We start from the raw sequence: 18,219 nt of genomic DNA, 5'->3' as shown, positions 1-18,219 counted from the left end.
CCCCACCCGCACCACCGCCGACGGGCGGGACCCTCCCGGGGTCCCGCCCGTCGGCGCGTCCGCACCCGGGCGCCCGCGCCCGGCTCAGTCCCGCTCGACCTCGAGGCGCGTGCGCGGCAGGCCGGCCGGGTCGTGGTCGCGCAGCCAGGCCACCAGCTGCTCGCGCACGTGGCAGCGCAGGTCGAAGAGCGTGCCGGCGTCGACGGCGGTGACCAGCACCCGCACCCGCACGAAGCCGGCGACGGCGTCGGTGACCTGCAGCAGCGAGACGCGCCCGTCCCACAGCTCGCCGGCCGAGGCCATGACCCCCGGCAGGGCCTCGCGCATCCGGGCGGTGTCGACGCGCCAGTCGAGGTCGAGCTCGACGGCGCCCAGCAGCTCGGAGTTGCGGCGCGTCCAGTTCTGGAAGGGGGTGGTGGTGAAGTACGTCGAGGGCAGCACCATGCGACGGTCGTCCCAGAGCCGGACGACGACGTAGCTGAGGGTGATCTCCTCGATCCAGCCCCACTCCTCCTCCACGATCACGACGTCGTCGATGCGGATGGCGTCGCTGAAGGCCAGCTGGATGCCGGCGAAGACGTTGGCCAGCGTGGACTGCGCAGCCAGCGCGGCGACCACCGAGATGAGGCCGGCGGAGGCCAGGACGCTCGCGCCGATGGTGCGCACCCCCGGGAAGCTGAGCAGGATCGCGCCGAGGGCGACCACCACCATGAGGGCCACGGTGAGACGGCGCAGGATGAGCACCTGGGTGCGGACGCGGCGCGCGGCCCGGTTGTCGCGCACGTCGGTGCGGGCGCGGCCCAGGCCGAGGTCCTGGAGGAAGAGCAGCACCACGGTGACCAGCCAGGCCGCGGCGATGATCCACAGGGTCCGCCCCGCCAGGACCGCGGCGTGCCACCACACCTCGTCGTCGCCGCGACGCCGCACGCCGGCCACCCAGCCGTTGAGGGCGATGACCAGCACGAGCACCCGGTAGGGGACCCGGGCCTGGCGGAAGAGCCGCTCCCCGGGCGGCCAGCGTCGCTGCACCAGGCGCGCGACCACGTGGGTCAGCACGATGAGGGCGAGGGCGCCGAGCAGGGCCGACCCGCCGGCGATGAGGGCGTTGGTCCACGAAACGCGCATGGGTCATCGTGCCCGGTCCGCGGCCGGCCCCGCGGGCGGGGTCAGCGGGCGGCGTACAGGGTCGTGCGCTCGGTCACGGGCCGGTCGATGCCGGCGCCGATCTCCACCAGCTCGGCGACCGTCTTGGCCGAGCCGTGCTCGGAGCCGGCCATGCGCGAGATCGTCTCCTCCATCAGGGTCCCGCCCAGGTCGTTGGCGCCCGCGCGCAGCATCGCGCGGGTGCCCTCGACGCCGAGCTTGACCCAGGAGGTCTGGATGTTGTCGATGCGCCCGTGCAGCAGGATCCGCGCCATCGCGTGCACGGCGAGGTTGTCGCGCAGCGTGGGGCCGGGGCGGGCGACGCCGGCGAGGTAGATCGGTGCGCTCGTGTGCACGAAGGGCAGCGGCACGAACTCGGTGAACTCCGCGGCGCCGTGCTCGCGCGCGGTGTCCTGCACCCGGCTCAGCACGCGCAGGTGGTTGACCCAGTGGCGCGGGTTGTCGACGTGGCCGTACATCATCGTCGAGGTCGTCGGCACGCCCACGCGGTGGGCGGTGGAGACGATGTCGATCCAGGTGGAGGTGGGCAGCTTGCCCTTGGTGAGCACCCAGCGCACGTCGTCGTCGAGGATCTCCGCGGCCGTGCCCGGCAGCGACCCCAGGCCGGCCTCGCGGGCCTTGATGAGGAAGTCCTCGGTCGACAGGCCCGTGCGGGCGGTGCCGTTGAGCACCTCCATGGGGGAGAAGGCGTGCACGTGCATCTGCGGCACGCGACGCCGCACGGCCCCCACCAGCTCGACGTAGGCCGACGCGGGCAGCTCGGGGTCGATGCCGCCCTGCATGCAGACCTCGGTCGCGCCGAGGTCCCAGGCCTCCGCGGCCCGGTCGGCGACCTCGTCGAGGGACAGCGAGTAGGCGTCGGCGTCGGTGCGCCGCTGCGCGAAGGCGCAGAAGCGGCAGCCGACGTAGCAGACGTTGGTGAAGTTGATGTTGCGGTTGACGACGTAGGTGACGGTGTCGCCCACGACCTCGCGGCGCAGGTCGTCGGCCAGCCGGCAGACCTGATCCAGCAGCGGGCCCTCGGCGGTCATGAGGGTGAGCGCGTGCTCGTCGGACAGCCCGCCGGGGTCGGCCTCCGCGGCCCGCAGCGCGGCGGACCCCTCGGCGTGCAGCACCGCGGGGGCACCGTCGATCAGCGAGGTCGACCCGGCTGCGTCGCGCACCGACTCCCAGTCGCCGTAGACCGCGGCGAAGTCGGAGCGGCGGTCCTCGCTGCGGCCCTCGGTGTCGATGCTGGCGTGCAGGTCGGTGCGCCCGGTGCTGGTGGTGAGCGAGGCCGCCCCGCCGTCGGGCTCCTGCCACACCCGCCCCTCCGGTCGTACGCCGACCTGCGCCAGACCGGCCGCGGGCCCGTCGGGCACCGCGAGCGCCGCGACGTGGGCGCTGACCCGCGGGTCGAGCCACGGGCTGCCGCCGCCGAGACCGGCCCGGACGTGCTCGGGGTGCACGGTGAGCCGGGGCGCCAGCTCGAGGCCGGCCGCCGCGGTGTGGGCGCGCAGCCGCTCGAGGGTCGGCCACGGGCGCTCGGGGTTGACGTGGTCGGGGGTGAGCGGGCTGACCCCGCCCCAGTCGTCGACGCCGGCGTCGAGCAGGGCGCGGCACTCCGCGGAGCCCTCGGAGGCGTCGACCAGGTTCGGCGGGGCCTGCACCCGCATGCGGGGGCCCATCACCAGGCGGGTCACCGCGATCGCGGCGCGGTACTCCTCCAGGCCCAGGTCGTCGCGGTGACGCATGGCGGTGTCGGGCTTGGCGCGGAAGTTCTGCACGATCACCTCCTGCACGTGGCCGTAGGCCTTGGCCACCCCGCGCAGCGCGAACACCGTCTCGGCGCGCTCGCGCAGGGTCTCGCCGATGCCGACGAGCAGCCCGGTGGTGAAGGGGATGGAGAGACGACCGGCGTCCTCGAGCACCCGCATCCGCACGGCGGGGTCCTTGTCGGGGGAGCCGAAGTGGGCCAGCCCGCGGGTCTCGAAGAGCCGTCGCGAGGTGGTCTCGAGCATCATGCCCATCGAGGGGCTGACCGGCTTGAGCCGGTTCATCTCCTCCCAGCTCATCACCCCGGGGTTGAGGTGGGGCAGCAGCCCGGTCTCCTCCAGCACCCGCACGGCCATCGCGCGCACGTAGGCCAGGGTCGAGTCGTAGCCCTGCTCGTCGAGCCACTGCCGCGCCTCGGGCCAGCGCTCCTCGGGGCGGTCGCCGAGGGTGAAGAGCGCCTCGAGGCAGCCCAGCTCGGCGCCGCGGCGGGCCAGGTCGAGGATCTCGTCGGGGGAGAGGTAGAGCGGTCGGCCCTCGCGCTGGAGGTGGCCCGGGCTCTCCACGAAGGTGCAGTAGTGGCACCGGTCGCGGCACATCGTGGTGACCGGGATGAAGACCTTGGGCGAGTAGGTGACCACGCCCGGGCGCCCCGCGGCGAGCAGCCCGGCGTCGCGCACGGTGGCGGCGGCCGCGCAGAGCCGGTCGAGGTCGGCGCCGGTGGCGGCCAGCAGCACCGACGCCTCCTCGACGTCGAGCGCCGCCCCGCGCTCGGCGCGCGCGAGGGCGCGGCGTACCTGCTGGGGGGTCGGGTCGGGGTCGGGTCTCGGGGCGGTGCGCTCAGCCATCACCGAGAGGCTATCCCGCGCCCCCTGCGGGCCCGGCGCTCAGGACACCCGCTCAGGACACCCACTCCTTGACCTGGGCGATCGTGGCGGCCGGGTCGGCGGAGGCGGGGGTGACCGAGAGGTTGGTGACGCCGGCCTCGCGGAAGGCGGCGATGCGCTCCTTGACGTAGGACTCGGGGCCGACCAGGTTGCCCGCGCGCAGCCACTCCAGCGGCACCAGCGCCTCGGCCTCCTTCTTCTTGCCCTGGAGGTAGAGCTCCTGGATCTGCTCGGCCTCCTGCTCGTAGCCGTACTGGCGCGCCAGCTCGTTGTAGAAGTTCTTGCCCTTGGCGCCCATGCCGCCGACGTAGAGCGCGTAGGTGGGGCGCATGAGGTCGAGCATCCCCTCGACGTCCTCGCCGATCGCCACTAGGCCGCCGGCGCTGACCTCGAGGGGCGCCAGGTCGGCGGAGCGCTTGGCCCGCCCCTGCGCCAGCGGCTCGCCCCAGACCTCCTGGGCCTTCTCGGGGTGGAAGAGGAAGGGGAGCCAGCCGTCGGCGATCTCGGCGGTCATCCGCACGTTGGCGTGGCCGAGCGCTGCCACCCACAGCGGCACGACCGGGCGCTCGGGGCGCGTCAGCAGCTTGAGCGGCTTGCCGAGCCCGAGGCCCTGGTCGGCGGGCAGGGGCAGCGTGAAGACCTTGCCCTCGTGCACGAGGGGCTCGCGGCGCAGCCCCAGCCGCAGGATCTCGATCATCTCGCGGGTGCGGCCGAGCGGCTTGTCGTAGGGCAGGCCGTGGAAGCCCTCGATGACCTGGGGTCCCGAGGCGCCCAGGCCGATGACCGCGCGGCCGCCGGAGACGTTGTCGAGGCCCGCCGCGGTCTGCAGCATCGCCCCCGGGGTGCGGGAGTAGACGTTGAGGATGCCGGCGCCGATCTCGATGGTCTCGGTCTTGGCGGCGAGGTAGCCCATCAGCGTGGGGGCGTCGAACCCGTAGGGCTCCGCGACCCAGACCATGTCGAGACCGGCCTTCTCGAGCGCGACGACCTGGTCGGCGGCCTCGCGCGGGTTGCCGGAGTAGACGAGGGGCATCGACAGCTTCATGGGTCTCCTGGGCCTGGGGCCGGGCCGGTCCCGGCGGCGACGCTCGCGACCCTACCGTGACAGCGGTGCTGTCACCATCGGTGCGTCGGCGCTCAGTCGGTCATGCCGGTGGCGCGGCCCAGGGAGCCGGCCAGCAGCTCGGAGTACTCCGTGGTCAGGTGGTCGGTGTCGCGGTAGGACAGCGTGCCGCCGATGACCACCGGGCACTCGCCCTGGTAGCACAGCCACGGGGTCGGGTCGACGACCTCGGCGTCGGCCAGGAGGGCCGACTTCACCGCGACGTCGCCGAGGATCTCGGCGCGCTCGACGGGCTGGAACATGCAGTCGCCGAGGCTGGGGGTGCCGGTGGTGAGGCACTCGCCGGGGTCGATGCCCGACTTGGGCACGTCCTTGATGAGCAGCACCCGCTCGGAGGCGGCGTGCAGCTCGTCGAAGAGCTCGTCGTAGCCCTCCTCCAGCACCGGGGCGACCCGCTCGATCGTGGCGGCGAGCTCGCCGTCGATCCACACCCCGTTGACCGGGGGCGAGGAGGAGACGATCGTGAGGTCGGGCTGCAGGGCCTCGACCTGGTCGACCACCCAGTCCTGGAAGCCGGTGCACTCGGTGAAGACCCGGCGCTCGTTGAGCGGCGCCACCGGCACGTGGGCGGCCGGGCACTGCGGCTTGACCAGGTAGTAGGCCCTCCAGCCGTTCTCCACCGCGATCCGCTCCACGGCCGGGATCCAGGCACGGGCGTGGGAGTCGCCGGTGACCACCACGGTGCGCTCCCCGTCGGGGTCGCCGCGCAGGCAGAGCTCCTGCACGTCCTCCTCGTAGTCGCACGCGCCGACGTCGGCCACGCTGTCACGCAGGGTCAGCAGGTTGGGGTCGAGCTCGCTGGGCACCGCCATCCGGTCGCGCGCGGCGTTGACCGAGGCCCGCACGAGGGCAACGGTGCTGTCGGCGCCCGCGGGGTCGGCCACCGCGATCGCGGGCACGTCGCCCTGGCCCGTGCGGGCCTCGATCCACTGCCACCCGCCGACGCAGGACGCGGCGACCACGGCCAGGCTCAGCGGGTAGAGCAGCAGCGGACGGGGGGCCACGAGCAGCCGCGGGGGCAGTCCCTGCCGGAAGGGCGTCTCGACGAAGCGGAAGGTCAGCGCGGCCAGGCTCAGCACCACCAGCAGCACCAGCGCGCGCTCCGCGCCGGTCAGGGGGCGCAGCGCCCACTCCTCGGCGAGGATCAGCGCCGGCCAGTGCCACAGGTAGAGGGAGTAGGACCAGTCGCCCAGGACTCGCACCGGGCGCCAGGTCAGCAGGGCCCGGACCGGGTCGTGGCGGGGGCCGGGCCGGATGCCGGCGAGCAGCAGCGCCACCGTGCCGAGCACCGGCAGGAGCGCGGCCCACCCCGGGAAGGCCGTGGCCGAGGAGTAGAGGACGCAGGCCAGCCCCACCGCGAGCAGGCCGCCGGCACCGAGCAGCGGCACCGCCAGGGCCGGCATCCGCTTGCGCAGGCGCGGCGCGGCGAGCGCGGCCAGCGCGCCGGCGCCGAGCTCCCAGGCCCGCCCGAGGGTGGAGTAGTAGGCGCTGCCGGAGTCACCGGCCGTGCCCGCCACCGACCAGGCGAAGCTGGCCGCGGTCAGCGCGACCAGCACGACGGCCAGGGTGCGCTCGGGCAGCCGGCGCTCGTCGGAGCGGGTGACCAGGCGCACCGCGAGGGCGCAGACCACGAGCAGCACCGGCCAGACGACGTAGAACTGCTCCTCGACCGCCAGCGACCAGTAGTGCTGCATCGGCGACGGGGGACCGTCCTGGGCGAAGAAGTAGTCACCCTGGTCGGCGAAGCGGACGTTGGCGGCGAAGAGGGTGGCCCAGACGGCGTCGACCACGACCTCGCGCGCGTCGATGAGACTCATCCACGCCACCGAGGCCAGCACGGTGAGCGCCGTGACCAGCGTGGCGGCGGGCAGGATCCGCCGGGCCCGGCGCGACCAGAAGGCGGTCAGCGAGACCGTCTCGCCCCGGCGCATCTCGCGGAAGAGCAGCCCCGAGATCAGGAAGCCGGAGACGACGAAGAAGACGTCGACCCCGACGAAGCCGCCGGGCAGGAAGGGGACACCGGCGTGCGCAGCGATGACGACGAGCACGGCGACGGCGCGCAGGCCCTGGACATCGCTGCGGTATCGACTCGCCACCCCTGAGCTCCTGCGCGGTTGAGGGGCCGACGGTACCAAAACCTGATGACGAGTACGGCGTCCTCGCTGCCACTGGCACACTCGCTCGCGTGACCAGCCAGCCCGCCGCCACGTCCGAGACCGCCACCGACCACGACGCCGACCCGGGCGCCGGCACGGTCCGCCACCGCATCGCCGTGGTCGGCGGCACGGGGCCGCAGGGCAAGGGGCTCGGCTACCGCTTCGCGCGCGGCGGCCACGACGTCGTGCTGGGCTCGCGCGCCGCCGACAAGGCCGAGGCGGTCGCCGCCGAGGTGGCCGACCGGCTCGTCGGCGTGGAGGGCGCCGGGACGGTCACGGGCGCCACCAACGCCGACGCCTGCGCGGGCGCCGACCTCGTGCTGCTCGCCGTGCCGTGGGACGGCCACGACGAGCTGGTCGCCACCCTCCCGCTGGCCGGGACGACGGTGATCTCCTGCGTGAACCCGCTGGCCTTCGACAAGCGCGGCGCGCACGGCCTGGTCATCGACGGCGGCGAGGGGTCGGCCGCGGAGTCGGCCCAGCGCATCGTGGGGGACTCGGCCACCGTGGTGGGCGCCTTCCACAACGTCTCGGCGGTCTCGCTGTGGGGCGACGACGACGTGCTGGCCCACGAGGACGTCCTGGTGGTCGGCGACGTCAAGGAGGCCAAGGAGACCGTCATGGCGCTGTGCGCCAGCGTCACCGGGCGGCCCGGCATCGACGCCGGCAAGCTGCGCCTGGCCCGCCAGGTCGAGCCGCTCACCGCCGTGCTGATCTCGATCAACCGGCGCTACAAGATCCACTCCAGCATCAAGGTCACCGGCTTCTAGCCCGTCAGCCGGCCAGGCCCTCCACCACCTCGGCCCCGGGCAGGTCGGCCAGCAGGCGACCCGGCAGCAGCACCTTGGAGCGGCGCACGCCGGAGCCGACGACGGCCACCTCGACGTCCAGCACCCGCGCGTCGACCAGCAGCCGCCAGCCGGCCGGCAGGCCGATCGGCGTGATCCCGCCGTGCTCCATGCCCGACTCGGCCACCGCGCGCTCCATGGGCAGGAACGACGCCTTGCGCACGTCGAGGGTGCGTTTGACCAGGCCGTTGACGTCGGCGCGGGTGTCGGCGCGCACCACGCAGGCGGCGACCCGCTCCTCCCCGTCGCGGCGCCCGGCCACCAGGACGCAGTTGGCGCTGGCCTCCAGCGGCACCTGGTGGGCCTCGCTCAGGGCCGCGGTGTCGGCCAGGTCGGGGTCGATGGCGACCACGCCGACACGCTCCGCGCCCGGCAGCGAGGCCAGGGCGCGGGCCACCGGCGCGGCGAGCAGGTCGGGGTGGTCGAGGGCGGGCGAGGGCGACAGGGTGCCGACGGGGGAGAGGTCCACGGCCCCATCCTGCCCACCGCCCCTCACGCGTCGTTCACCTCGGGGTCACCGCGCGGACGGAGGTGCCACGCACCGTCGAGGTCGTGACCACCGTGTCCCTGCCCGTCCGTCGTCCCCGCACCCTGGCCGTGACCCCCGCCGTCGTGGGCCACCGCGGCGCCAGCGGCACCTGGCCCGAGCACACGCTCGAGGCCTACCGCGCCGCGATCGCGATGGGCGCCGACGACATCGAGCTCGACCTGGTCGTGAGCGCCGACGGCGTGCTCGTGGTGCGTCACGAGAGCGACCTGGCCCGCACCACCGACATCGCCGCGCGCCCCGGGCTGGCCCACCGCCGCAGCACGCGGGTGGTCGACGGCGAGGAGGTGACGGGCTGGTTCGCCGAGGACCTCCCGCTCTCGGAGCTGCGCACGCTGCGGGTGGTCGAGCGGATGCCCGGGCTGCGCCCGGCCAGCGCCGCCCACGACGGCCGGCTCCCGGTGGCGACGCTCGACGACGTGCTGGAGATGGTGGCCGCGGAGTCGTCCGCCCGGGGCCGCTCGATCGGGGTCATGATCGAGCTCAAGGACGCCGCCTGGTCCGCCTCGCGCGGGCTGCCGCTCGACACCGCGCTGGTCGCCACGCTGCGGCGCCACGGCGTCGACACGCCGCGCTCGCGGGTGACGGTGATGTCCTTCGAGCCCACGATCCTCCAGCAGCTGGCCGGCCAGGTGCGGGTGCCCCTGGTGCAGCTGCTCGACCGGCGCGACCGACGCCCCGCCGACCTCGCCGCGGCCGGCGACCCGCGCACCTTCGGCGACCTGGCCAGCCCCGCGGGCCTGGCCCTGGTGGAGCGCTACGCCGACGGCGTCGGCGCCCACCACTCGCTGGTGGCCGCCGAGGCGCCCGGCGGTCGCGGCATGCGCCCCTCCACCCTGGTGGCCGACGCCCACCGCGAGTGGCTGACCGTCCACGTGTGGACGCTGCGGGCCGAGAACCACTTCCTGCCGGCCCCCTTCCGCCGAGGCGAGGAGGCCGGGGAGCGCCCCGCAGCGCACGGCGACCTCGGCGGCTTCGTGGAGCTGCTGCTCGAGCTCGGCGTCGACGGGCTGATCACCGACCAGCCCGACGCGGCGGTGGCGGCCCGCGAGGCCTGGCTGGCGCCGGTCGGCGTACGCGTGCCGGCCTGAGGCCGCCGCTCCGCCGGGGCGGGGGCCAGGGTCACCCGGCGGGGTGAGAGCGCCGCCGCGGGCTTGACCCCGGGCTCCGGGGGCGGCTTCGGTGGGCCGATGGCCGACTCCTCCGCAGCCACCACGACCGCGCTCCCCGACGACGGGGACCTCACCCGGTCGATCACCGGGAGGCTGCTGTTCTTCTACGTCCTCGGCGACGTGCTCGGCTCCGGCATCTACGTGCTCATCGGCGCCGTCGCGGGTGCGGTCGGGGGCGCCTTCTGGATCGCCTTCGCCGTCGGGGTGTCGGTCGCGACGATCACCGGGCTGGCCTACGCCGAGCTGGTGACGAAGTACCCCCAGGCCGCCGGCGCCGCGCTCTACGTCAACAAGGCCTTCCGCAGCCCCGCGCTGACCTTCCTCGTCACGATCTCGATGCTCTCGGCCACCTTCGCCGCGGCCGGGTCGCTGGCCACCGGCTTCTCCGCCTACTTCGCCGAGGTGTGGGAGCTGCCCCCGGGCCTGCTGGTGGCGCTGGTCTTCATCCTCGTGCTGGCGGTCGTCAACTACATCGGCATCACCGAGTCGGTCGTGGCCAACATGGTGATGACCGTCGTCGAGATCGCCGGTCTGGTCATCGTCGTGGTCATCGGTGTCGTCTACGTCGCGCAGGGCGACGCCGACTTCGGCACGCTCACCGAGTTCCGGGCCGACGGCGACCCCGTGCTGGCGATCGTGGCCGGCGTCGCGCTGGCCTTCTTCGCGATGACGGGCTTCGAGAACGCCGCCAACGTCGCCGAGGAGACCATCGACCCGGCCCGCACCTTCCCGCGGGCCCTCGTCGGCGGCATGGTCGTCGCCGGCGTGATCTACGTGCTGGTCGCCGTGACCGCGGCCCTGGTCGTGCCCGTGGCCGACCTGGCCTCCTCCGACGCCGCCCTGCTGGAGGTGGTCGAGGCCGGCGTGCTGCCCCTGCCCGTGGGGCTGCTCAGCGTGGTCTTCGCCGTGATCGCCATGGTCGCGATCACCAACACCACCCTGGTCTCGGTGGTCACGCAGTCGCGCATCCTCTACGGCATGGCGCGCGAGGACGTCGTGCCGGGCGTCTTCGCCCGCATCCACTCCAGCCGCCGCAGCCCCTGGGTCGCGCTGAGCTTCGCGGCCGTCGTGGTCTGCTCCCTGCTGGTCGTCGGCGCCCTGCTCAACCGCGCCGGCGTCGGCGTCGACGTGGTGGCGCGGCTGGCCACCGTCACGGTGGTCTTCACCCTCTTCATCTACGGCCTGGTCATCCTCTCCGCGCTCAGGCTGCGCGGCCACGACGAGGCCGACGACACCTACACCGCCCCCACCGCGCTGCTCGCCGTCGGGATCGTCGGCAACCTGGTGCTGCTGGCCTACGTCGTGTACGACGACCCCACGTCGCTGCTGTGGTGCGGCGGGCTGCTGGCCGTCGGCCTGGTGCTCTACGTCGTGGAGCGCCTGGTCGGTCGCCGCGACCGGCCGCACGGCCGCGCCCGGGGCGAGTCCACCGTCGAGCCCCGCACCTGAGGCCCGCCCCCCACCAGCCCCCAGCACCACCGGACGCCCGAGGAGGCCCCCGTGCACGTCATCGTCGCCACCGACGGCTCGCAGCAGTCGCTCGACGCCGCGCGCCACCTGCGCTCCTTCGCCGACCCGGCCAGGATCACCGACGTCACGGTGCTGGCGGTGGTGCGTCCGCTCGCCGCGGTGGCCTTCGCCGACGACCTGGCCCCCGCCGACCGCACGCGGGCCGAGGGGGAGTCCTCGTCGTTCCGGGCGGCCGCCGAGAGCGCCGTGCGCGTCGTGGCGGCGGAGCTCGACGGCTGGGGCCCCACGGTCCGCACCAGCATCCGCAGCGGCTCGCCGGCCCAGGAGATCACCAAGGCCGCCTCGGCGCTGGGAGCCGGCCTCGTGGTCGTCGCCGCGGGCGGTCGCGGGCTGAGCCGCACCGTGCTGCTCGGCAGCACCGCCCAGCGGGTCCAGCACTCCGCGCCCTGCCCCGTGCTGGTCGTGCGCCCTGTGCCGCGGCCCCGCGCGCCGCGACCGTAGGCTGCGCGGCATGGAGATCCTGCGGCTGGTCCTGCTGTTCGTGCACATCCTCGGTTTCGCGGCCCTCCTCGGCGGCCTGCTCGCGCAGGCCCGCGAGCCGCACAAGCGGGTCAACGAGCTGATGCGCGACGGCGCCGGCACGGCCGTCCTGGCCGGGATCGCGCTGGTCGGCGTGCTCGAGGCCGGCGACACCGACGTCGACCACGCCAAGATCGGGGTCAAGCTGGTGGTGGGCCTGGTCATCCTGGGCCTGGTGATGGCCAACCTGCGCAAGGAGCGCATCGCCCAGGGTCTGTGGGCGGCGCTGCTGGGGCTCACGGTGCTCAACATCGCGGTCGCGGTCTTCTGGTCGCCCGCCCACGGCTCCTACTGAGCCGACCGCGGCGTCGGCGCTGCCCGACCACGCCGACCGCGGCCGTAGGGTGGAGGGCAGCATGAGCATCCCGTTCCCCCTTCCTGGTCTCGAGTCCGTCGCTCCCGAGGAGCCCCGCACCACCCGGCGCGGCCCCACGCGCGAGGAGCTGCTCGAAGGGCTCAACGAGCCCCAGCGCGCGGCCGTCGTGCACGAGGGCGCGCCGCTGCTGGTCGTCGCCGGCGCCGGGTCGGGCAAGACCCGCGTGCTCACCCGCCGCATCGCCTGGCTGATCCAGGAGCGCCGTGCGCACCCCGGCTCGATCCTGGCCATCACCTTCACCAACAAGGCCGCGGCCGAGATGAAGGAGCGCGTCGAGGAGCTGGTCGGCAAGCGCGCCCGGATCATGTGGGTCTCGACCTTCCACTCCGCCTGCGTGCGCATCCTGCGCAAGGAGGTCGACAAGCTCGGCCTGAAGTCGAGCTTCTCGATCTACGACGCCGCCGACCAGAAGCGGCTGATGTCGCTGGTGGTCGCCGACCTCGAGCTCGACCCCAAGCGCTACCAGCCCGGCGCCCTGCTGCACTGGGTGTCGGACCACAAGAACGAGCTGCGCGACGCCGAGGCGGCCACGGCCCTGGCCACCAACAACCTCGAGCAGACCTACGCCGCCGCCTACACCCTCTACGAGCGACGCCTGCGCGAGGCCAACGCCCTCGACTTCGACGACCTGATCATGTCGACGGTGCACCTCCTCCAGCGCTTCCCGGAGGTCCGCGAGACCTACCGGCGCCGCTTCCGCCACGTGCTCGTCGACGAGTACCAGGACACCAACCACGCGCAGTACGCCCTGGTCCACCAGCTGTGCGCCGAGCAGCTCGACGACGCCTCGCTCGCCGACCCGACCTCGACCGTGGAGCCCGCTGAGCGCGTCGAGCCGGCCGAGCTGATGGTCGTCGGCGACGCCGACCAGTCGATCTACGCCTTCCGCGGCGCCAACATCCGCAACATCCTGGACTTCGAGGAGGACTTCCCCGACGCCACCTCGATCCTGCTGGAGCAGAACTACCGCTCCACCCAGACCATCCTCACCACCGCCAACGCCGTCATCGGCCACAACAAGGGCCGCAAGCCCAAGCGGCTGTGGTCCGACGCCGGCGACGGCGAGCGGATCGTGGGCTACGTCGCCGACGACGAGCGCGACGAGGCCCGCTTCGTCTCCTCCGAGATCGACACCCTCGTCGACCAGGGCGCGCGGGCCTCCGACGTCGCGATCTTCTACCGCACCAACGCCCAGTCGCGGGTCTTCGAGGAGGTGTTCATCCGCACCGGCCAGCCCTACAAGGTGGTCGGCGGTGTGCGGTTCTACGAGCGCCGCGAGGTGCGCGACGCCCTGGCCTACCTGCGGCTGCTGGCCAACCCCGACGACCAGGTCTCGCTGCGCCGGATCCTCAACACCCCCAAGCGCGGCATCGGCGACCGGGCGGTGGCGTGCGTCAACGCGCTCGCCGAGCGCGACCGCACGACCTTCTGGGAGGCGCTGCGACGCGCCGAGGAGGCGCCCGGGCTCGCGACCCGCTCGCTGGGCAGCATCCGCGGCTTCGTGGCCATGATCGAGGAGCTGCAGTCGATGGTCGACGGCGGCGAGCGCGCCGACGTCGTGCTCGAGACCGTGCTGGCCCGCTCGGGCTACGTCGCCGCCCTGGAGGACTCCGACGACCCGCAGGACGCCACGCGCGCGGAGAACCTCGCCGAGCTCGTCGCAGTGGCGCGCGAGTTCAGCGACGACCCCGTGGCGGGCCCCTCGGCCGACCCCGCCGACGTCGACGCAGGGCAGGTCGCGCCCGGTCTGCGCGACTTCCTGGAGCGCGTCGCGCTCGTGGCCGACTCCGACCAGATCCCCGACACCGACCCCGACGACCCCGACGACACCGGCGTGGTGACCCTGATGACCCTCCACACGGCGAAGGGGCTGGAGTTCCCGGTGGTGTTCCTCACCGGGCTCGAGGACGGCGTCTTCCCGCACTCGCGGGCCCTCGGCGACCAGCCGGAGCTGGAGGAGGAGCGACGCCTGGCCTACGTCGGCGTCACCCGCGCCCGCGAGCGCCTCTACCTCTCCCGCGCCGTGGTCCGCTCGGCCTGGGGCGCGCCGTCGCACAACCCGGCGTCGCGCTTCCTCGACGAGATGCCGGTCGACCTCGTCGACTGGCGCCGCACCGAGGCCGCGCAGACCCAGTGGTCGCGACCCGACCTGGGCGGCTCCTACGGCGGCGGCCTGGGCTCGCCGACCGCGGCCGGTCGCCGCAACTTCTCCTCCGCCGCGCTGCGCGCCGACGCCGCCGCCAAGTCGCGGCCGGCGCGCGAGGTGCCGTCGCTGGAGCCGGGCGACCGGGTGCAGCACGACTCCTTCGGCCTCGGCTCCGTGGTGGCGGTCGAGGGCGTGGCCGACAAGTCGGTGGCCTCGATCGACTTCGGCTCGCAGGGCGTCAAGCGGCTGCTGCTGCGCTACGCGCCCGTGCAGAAGCTCTGAGGCCGAGGCCGGCGGCCGGGTCCTGGGGCGGGCACGTGAGGTGCGGGGCCGAGCCCGGCCCTGGCGGTGCTACGGCGTGACGCCGTTGACCGAGAGCGCCTCGTAGGGGTCGACCGGGTCGCCGCCGCCGGGGCGGACCTCGAGGTGGAGGTGGGGGCCGGTCACGTTGCCGGTCGAGCCGACGGTGCCGATCTGCTGGCCCGCGGTGACGGTCTCGCCGGGGGAGACGTCGATCGAGGTCTGGTGGCAGAACCACAGTTCAGTGCCGTCCTCGAGGGTGAGGACGGTCTTGTTGCCGTAGGCGCCGTCGTAACCGGTCGAGGTGATCGTGCCGTTGGCGATGGCCACGAGGGGCGTGCCGGTGGGGGCGGCGAAGTCGAGGCCGGTGTGGTACGTCGCCCACAGGCCGTACTCGCCGTAGCGCGCGGTGAGGCGGTAGCCGCTGAGCGGCAGGACCCACTGGTTGGCCTCGATCTTCTTCGACTGCACCTCGGCGGCGTTGGCGAGGGTGCGCAGCTCGGTGTTGCGCTCCGCGGCCTGGGCCTCGGCGGCCTCGACGAGCCGCTCGTCGGCGAGGTCGCCCAGCGCGTCGCGGCTGGAGTCGCGCGAGATGCGCTCCTCGCGGTCGAGGCCCACGACGCCACCGCCGCTGGAGCCGGTGAGGGCGCTGCTGGGGCCGACGGGCGCCGCCTCCTGGGCGGCCAGGTCGGTGTCGGTGGCGGTGACCGCGCCGCCCACGGAGACCGCGAGCGCCGCGATCCCCACGAGCACCGGCACCGAGGGCATCCGGCGCAGGAGCGCGCTGCGGTCGCCGGCGTGCTTGACGGCCTTGCGCCTGCCCGCGGTGCGGAGCTCGGCGGTCTCGGGGTGCGACAGACCCGGGCGCGCCGGCGTCAGCGGCAGCAGCTCGGTCGGGTCGGAGGCGAAGGAGGTGGTGTGGTCGACCGGCTCGAGGTCGGCGAGGATCCGGTCCACCGTGCCGGCGTCGAGACCCGGGCCGGTGTCGAGGCGCCCGGCGGACGCGGTGACCGGCTCGACGGTGACGACCGGGGCCGGGCGGGCCACGCGGCGGCCGACGTAGGGCGCCGCCGGTGCGGCGGTCGTCGCGGCGGAGTCGACGGGCACGGTCGCCACGCGACGGCCGCGGTAGGCCGGGGTGACAGCCGGGGTGTCCGCTGGGGTGTCAGGGGTCCCGAGATCGCTGCGGCTGGTGCCGGTGGGTGCGACTCGGTGATGACCCATGAAGCAGTGACTCCCGTGATCGACGGTGGTGGGGGGCGCCGGACCTGGCGGCCGGCCCACCCTTTCAGGTGGTCGGGGGCGAACGAGCCAAGACTGTAACGGACCCGGTGCAGCAGGCGGAACTCGGCGCCGTGACAAATGTGGACGACGGCGGCCCGTCACCGCATGACCTCGGTCACGTCGCGCCCCCGCGCCCTCGTGCCGCGGCCCGCGACGGGACTAAGGTGCCGGAGGCCTCCGCCCGTGCTCACGCGGGAGCGGACGGTCGTCGGGCCCAGGCTCGCCCAGGCTCGTCCAACGACTCAACCAAGGCGCCCTCACAGCGCAGCACACTAGAGAACTGGTGGATCAGTGGACCTGATGGAGTACCAGGCGAAGGAGCTCTTCGCCAAGCACGGCGTCCCGGGGACTCCCGGCATCGTCGCCAACACCCCCGCCGAGGCCCGCGAGGCCGCCGAGAAGCTCGGCGTCTGCGTGGTCAAGGCGCAGGTGAAGGCGGGTGGCCGCGGCAAGGCCGGCGGCGTCAAGCTGGCGAAGACCCCCGACGAGGCCGAGCAGCACGCCCAGGCCATCCTCGGCATGGAGATCAAGGGCCTGACGGTCAACCGGGTGCTCATCGCCCCCGCGGCCAGCATCGAGGAGGAGTACTACTTCTCCTTCCTGCTCGACCGCGCCAACCGTCAGTACCTCTGCATCGCCAGCGTCGAGGGCGGTGTCGAGATCGAGGAGGTCGCGAAGACCAACCCCGACGCCGTCAAGCAGATCGCCATCGACCCGGGCACCGGTGTCGACGAGGCCAAGGCCCGCGCGATCGTCGCCGAGGCGGCCTTCCCCGAGGCGCTCACCGACCAGGCCGTGCAGACCGTGCTCGCGCTGTGGAAGGTGTTCGTCGAGGAGGACGCCACCCTCGTCGAGGTCAACCCGCTGGCCCGTCTGGCCGGTGACCGGCTCGAGGCGCTCGACGGCAAGGTCTCCCTCGACGAGAACGCCGAGTTCCGCCACGCCGAGCACGCCGACTTCGAGGACAAGGCCGCGGCCGACCCGCTCGAGGCCAAGGCCAAGGAGAAGGGCCTCAACTACGTCAAGCTCGACGGTGCCGTGGGCATCATCGGCAACGGCGCGGGCCTGGTCATGTCGACCCTCGACGTGGTCGCCTACGCCGGCGAGAAGCACGGCGGCGTCAAGCCGGCCAACTTCCTCGACATCGGCGGCGGCGCCTCGGCGCAGGTCATGGCCGACGGCCTCGACGTGATCCTCAACGACGAGCAGGTCAAGAGCGTCTTCGTCAACGTCTTCGGCGGCATCACCTCCTGCGACGCCGTGGCCAACGGCATCGTGGGCGCCCTCGACATCCTCGGCGACGAGGCCACCAAGCCGCTGGTCGTCCGCCTCGACGGCAACAACGTCGAGGAGGGTCGCCGCATCCTCCAGGAGAAGAACCACCCGCTGGTGACGCTCGTGGAGACGATGGACGGCGCGGCCGACAAGGCCGCCGAGCTGGCGAACGCCTGAGAACGGGACTGAGAGCGATATGTCGATCTACCTCAACAAGGACAGCAAGGTCATCGTCCAGGGCATCACGGGCGGGGAGGGCACCAAGCACACCGCCCTGATGCTGAAGTCCGGCACCAACGTCGTGGGCGGCGTCAACGCCCGCAAGGCCGGCACCACCGTGACCCACACCGCCGCCGACGGCTCCAGCGTCGAGCTGCCCGTCTTCGGCTCCGTCGAGGAGGCCATGAAGGAGACCGGCGCCGACGTGTCGGTCGCCTTCGTGCCGCCGGCGTTCACCAAGGACGCCTGCCTCGAGGCCATCGACGCGGGCATCGGCCTGCTCGTGGTTATCACCGAGGGCGTGCCGGTGCAGGACACCGCCGAGGTGTGGTCCTACCTCCAGGGCTCCAGCAACCACGGCGGCACCCGGATGATCGGGCCCAACTGCCCGGGCATCATCACCCCGGGCGAGGCCCTGGCCGGCATCACCCCGGCCACGATCTCGGGCTCCGGCCCGGTGGGCCTGGTCTCGAAGTCGGGCACGCTGACCTACCAGATGATGTTCGAGCTGCGTGACTTCGGCTTCTCGACCGCCATCGGCATCGGCGGCGACCCGATCGTGGGCACCACCCACATCGACGCCCTCGCGGCGTTCGAGGCCGACCCCGACACCCGCGCGATCGTCATGATCGGCGAGATCGGCGGCGACGCCGAGGAGCGCGCGGCGGCGTACATCAAGGACCACGTGACCAAGCCGGTCGTCGGCTACGTCGCGGGCTTCACCGCTCCCGAGGGCAAGACGATGGGCCACGCCGGCGCCATCGTCTCGGGCTCCTCGGGCACGGCGCAGGCCAAGAAGGAGGCCCTCGAGGCCGTGGGCGTCAAGGTCGGCAAGACGCCGTCGGAGACCGCCCAGCTGATGCGGGAGATCCTGCAGGGTCTCTGACCCCGGACTCACCCCGCGTACGCCACGAGCGGCCC

General features: G+C 73.6%; 14 protein-coding genes. 8 read left to right on the top strand and 6 right to left on the bottom strand.

Annotation, left to right across the window (positions count from 1 at the left end; all coding sequences use genetic code 11):
• Positions 1-84: 84 nt before the first annotated feature.
• The 4 genes from IR170_RS04255 to IR170_RS04240 all read right to left on the bottom strand — a co-directional run bounded on the left by IR170_RS04255 (position 85) and on the right by IR170_RS04240 (position 7,022).
• The gene (locus IR170_RS04255) at positions 85-1,125 is read right to left on the bottom strand and encodes a mechanosensitive ion channel family protein (protein WP_056863831.1); all 1,041 of its coding nucleotides are present in this window, start codon (positions 1,123-1,125) and stop codon (positions 85-87) included.
• Positions 1,126-1,166: 41 nt separating this feature from the next.
• Positions 1,167-3,764: a bifunctional FO biosynthesis protein CofGH gene (locus tag IR170_RS04250; RefSeq protein ID WP_193661298.1), complete on the bottom strand. Its 2,598-nt coding sequence runs from the start codon at positions 3,762-3,764 to the stop codon at positions 1,167-1,169.
• 52 nt (positions 3,765-3,816) lie between these two features.
• Entirely contained in the window at positions 3,817-4,848 is a 1,032-nt protein-coding gene (locus IR170_RS04245) for an LLM class F420-dependent oxidoreductase (RefSeq protein WP_193661297.1), read from the bottom strand.
• 92 nt (positions 4,849-4,940) lie between these two features.
• Positions 4,941-7,022 carry an acyltransferase family protein gene (locus tag IR170_RS04240; RefSeq protein WP_193661296.1) on the bottom strand — a complete coding sequence of 694 codons (2,082 nt, stop codon included), beginning with the start codon at positions 7,020-7,022 and terminating at the stop codon, positions 4,941-4,943.
• An 89-nt stretch (positions 7,023-7,111) separates the two neighbouring features.
• Here IR170_RS04240 and npdG point away from each other — a divergent pair, with 89 nt between their 5' ends.
• Positions 7,112-7,852: an NADPH-dependent F420 reductase gene (npdG, locus tag IR170_RS04235; protein WP_082500187.1), complete on the top strand. Its 741-nt coding sequence runs from the start codon at positions 7,112-7,114 to the stop codon at positions 7,850-7,852.
• A gap of 4 nt (positions 7,853-7,856) precedes the next feature.
• On the opposite strand, the gene IR170_RS04230 is transcribed toward npdG, so the two are convergent.
• Positions 7,857-8,399: a YbaK/EbsC family protein gene (locus tag IR170_RS04230; protein WP_056863834.1), complete on the bottom strand. Its 543-nt coding sequence runs from the start codon at positions 8,397-8,399 to the stop codon at positions 7,857-7,859.
• A gap of 83 nt (positions 8,400-8,482) precedes the next feature.
• Between IR170_RS04230 and IR170_RS04225 the strand changes: the two genes are divergently transcribed.
• The 5 genes from IR170_RS04225 (at position 8,483) to pcrA (ending at position 14,502) form a co-directional block, all read left to right on the top strand.
• A complete protein-coding gene (locus IR170_RS04225) occupies positions 8,483-9,568 on the top strand; it encodes a glycerophosphodiester phosphodiesterase family protein (protein ID WP_162242270.1) in 1,086 nt (361 codons plus the stop codon).
• Positions 9,569-9,667: 99 nt separating this feature from the next.
• Positions 9,668-11,098, top strand: a complete 1,431-nt coding sequence (locus tag IR170_RS04220; protein WP_056863836.1) for an APC family permease — start codon at positions 9,668-9,670, stop codon at positions 11,096-11,098.
• 51 nt (positions 11,099-11,149) lie between these two features.
• On the top strand, positions 11,150-11,620 hold the full coding sequence (locus IR170_RS04215) for a universal stress protein (RefSeq protein ID WP_056903672.1): 471 nt from the start codon (positions 11,150-11,152) through the stop codon (positions 11,618-11,620).
• 10 nt (positions 11,621-11,630) lie between these two features.
• The gene (locus IR170_RS04210) at positions 11,631-11,993 is read left to right on the top strand and encodes a hypothetical protein (protein ID WP_193661295.1); all 363 of its coding nucleotides are present in this window, start codon (positions 11,631-11,633) and stop codon (positions 11,991-11,993) included.
• A gap of 61 nt (positions 11,994-12,054) precedes the next feature.
• Complete coding sequence (pcrA, locus tag IR170_RS04205) at positions 12,055-14,502, top strand: DNA helicase PcrA (RefSeq protein ID WP_193661294.1); 2,448 nt, start codon at positions 12,055-12,057, stop codon at positions 14,500-14,502.
• A gap of 69 nt (positions 14,503-14,571) precedes the next feature.
• On the opposite strand, the gene IR170_RS04200 is transcribed toward pcrA, so the two are convergent.
• Entirely contained in the window at positions 14,572-15,627 is a 1,056-nt protein-coding gene (locus IR170_RS04200) for a M23 family metallopeptidase (RefSeq protein WP_319804899.1), read from the bottom strand.
• Between the two features lie 468 nt (positions 15,628-16,095).
• Between IR170_RS04200 and sucC the strand changes: the two genes are divergently transcribed.
• Positions 16,096-17,256, top strand: coding sequence for an ADP-forming succinate--CoA ligase subunit beta (sucC, locus tag IR170_RS04195; protein WP_056863841.1), 1,161 nt, complete (start codon positions 16,096-16,098; stop codon positions 17,254-17,256).
• Between the two features lie 19 nt (positions 17,257-17,275).
• Entirely contained in the window at positions 17,276-18,184 is a 909-nt protein-coding gene (gene sucD / locus IR170_RS04190; protein WP_056863842.1) for a succinate--CoA ligase subunit alpha, read from the top strand.
• The last annotated feature ends 35 nt before the right edge of the window (positions 18,185-18,219 follow it).

It is taken from the genome of Nocardioides kribbensis (genome assembly GCF_015070375.1).
Taxonomy (GTDB): Bacteria; Actinomycetota; Actinomycetes; order Propionibacteriales; family Nocardioidaceae; genus Nocardioides; species Nocardioides kribbensis.
This window is presented reverse-complemented; position numbering and strand designations above follow the sequence as displayed.

Excerpts from the sequence above, each read along its gene's own strand:
- IR170_RS04255 (WP_056863831.1), bottom strand. The coding sequence starts at position 1,125 with ATGCGCGTTTCGTGGACCAACGCCCTCATCGCCGGCGGGTCGGCCCTG.
- IR170_RS04250 (WP_193661298.1), bottom strand. The coding sequence starts at position 3,764 with ATGGCTGAGCGCACCGCCCCGAGACCCGACCCCGACCCGACCCCCCAG.
- IR170_RS04245 (WP_193661297.1), bottom strand. The coding sequence starts at position 4,848 with ATGAAGCTGTCGATGCCCCTCGTCTACTCCGGCAACCCGCGCGAGGCC.
- IR170_RS04220 (WP_056863836.1), top strand. The coding sequence starts at position 9,668 with ATGGCCGACTCCTCCGCAGCCACCACGACCGCGCTCCCCGACGACGGG.
- IR170_RS04210 (WP_193661295.1), top strand. The coding sequence starts at position 11,631 with ATGGAGATCCTGCGGCTGGTCCTGCTGTTCGTGCACATCCTCGGTTTC.
- pcrA (WP_193661294.1), top strand. The coding sequence starts at position 12,055 with ATGAGCATCCCGTTCCCCCTTCCTGGTCTCGAGTCCGTCGCTCCCGAG.
- sucD (WP_056863842.1), top strand. The coding sequence starts at position 17,276 with ATGTCGATCTACCTCAACAAGGACAGCAAGGTCATCGTCCAGGGCATC.